Source organism: Agromyces sp. P1_H4, from assembly GCF_056405255.1.
Genome location: NZ_JBFUCL010000516.1, coordinates 1 through 1,650, shown reverse-complemented (window position 1 = coordinate 1,650; position 1,650 = coordinate 1). Strand labels below are relative to the sequence as shown.

Genomic DNA, 1,650 nt, shown 5'->3' with positions numbered 1-1,650 from the left:
CCCGTCGGGCGACCGGCCGCCGACCCTGCGGCACCTCGTCGTCGCGGCATCCGTCAACGCCTCGATCGTCGTCGGCACCGCCGCCGAGATCGCCGCCGAGTTCGCCGCGTGGGGCGACTCGGGCGCCGTCGACGGATTCAACGTGCTCTCGGCCGTGCAGCCCGCCCAGTTCGAGGCGTTCGCGCTCGGCGTGGTGCCCGAGCTCCAGCGGCTCGGGGTCTTCCCGCTCGAGTACGAGGGCGAGACGCTCCGCGACCACCTCGGCCTCGAGCGCCCCGCCAACGTGCACACGGCCGATCGGGCACGGCTGGAGGAGCGGCTGCTGCGCTGAGCTCCGTTACCCGATGTTGCGCGACGTGACACCGTGCGACGGCGATGGTTGAGGCGTTCGGCGGTCGGCCGTAGGTTCGACGCCAACCCATCCGAGGAGTCCCCGTGATCGCCACCGACCTGCGCACCTCGCCGACGCGGGTGCGCGCTGTCGCGGGCGAGCGAGCGGATGCCGCGACGACCGGCCCTGCGTCATCCGGCCCCGCATCACTCGCGGCCCTCGCCGACGCCGACCTCCGGGTGCCCGTGCTCGGCGGCGGCACGGTGCGGCACGTGAACCTCGACGTCGCGGCATCCGCGCCCGCCCTTGATGCGGTGGTGCAGCACGTGGCCCGAGTCATCCCCTACTACTCGAGCGTGCATCGGGGCAGCGGGTACGCGTCGCAGGCGAGCACGGCCCTCGTCGAGGATGCTCGCGTCACGGTGGCGCGCCATGTCGGCGCCCGCGACGACGACCTCGTGATCTTCACGCGCAACACGACCGATGCGCTCAACCTGCTCGCGTCGGCCGTGCCCGGCGACACCGTGGTGCTCGACCTCGAGCACCACGCCAACCTGCTGCCCTGGCGGTCGCGCCGCGTCGTCGTCGGCCGGTCGACGATCGCCGAGACCATCGACGCGCTCCGCGACGAGCTCGGTGCGGCGCCTGCCGCGCTCGTCTCGGTGACCGGCGCCTCGAACGTCACCGGCGAGGTGCTGCCGATCGCCGAGCTGGCCGCGCTCGCCCACGAGCACGGGGCGCGCCTGGCCGTGGATGCCGCGCAGCTGCTGCCGCACCGGCGCGTCGACCTCGCGGCATGCGGCATCGACTACCTCGCCTTCTCGGGGCACAAGGCCTACGCGCCGTTCGGAACGGGCGCGCTCGTCGGGCGCGCCGACTGGCTGGACGCCGCGCCCGCGCACCTCGCGGGCGGCGGGGCCGTCGAAGCCGTGCGCCTCGACGATGTCGAGTGGAAGACCGGCGCCGACCGGCACGAGGCCGGCACTCCCAACGTGATCGGCATCGCGGCGCTCGCCCGCGCGCTCGACGAACTCGACCGGCTGGGCGACGCCGCTCGCCGTGAGCACGAGGCGGCGCTCACTGCACGGCTGCACGGGGGGCTCGCGGCCATCCCGGGCATCCGGGTCATCCGCGGCTTCGACGACGCCGACGACCGGCTCGGGATCGCCACGATCGAGCTCGAGCGCGGATCGGTCGGACTCATCGCCGCCGCGCTCGCCGCCGAACACGGCATCTCGGTGCGAGCCGGCCGGTTCTGCGCACACCCGTTCTTCGACCGCGTCGCGTCGCGGGCGAACGGGCTGCGCGCGAGCCTAGGG

General features: G+C 74.4%; 1 protein-coding gene and 1 pseudogene. Both read left to right on the top strand.

Annotation, left to right across the window (positions count from 1 at the left end):
- Positions 1-331: pseudogene (locus AC1DY2_RS19545) on the top strand (hypothetical protein); the annotation flags it as partial.
- A gap of 104 nt (positions 332-435) precedes the next feature.
- Positions 436-1,650, top strand: a 1,215-nt coding sequence (locus AC1DY2_RS19540; protein ID WP_476763921.1) for an aminotransferase class V-fold PLP-dependent enzyme, incomplete at its 3' end; no start/stop codon positions are given.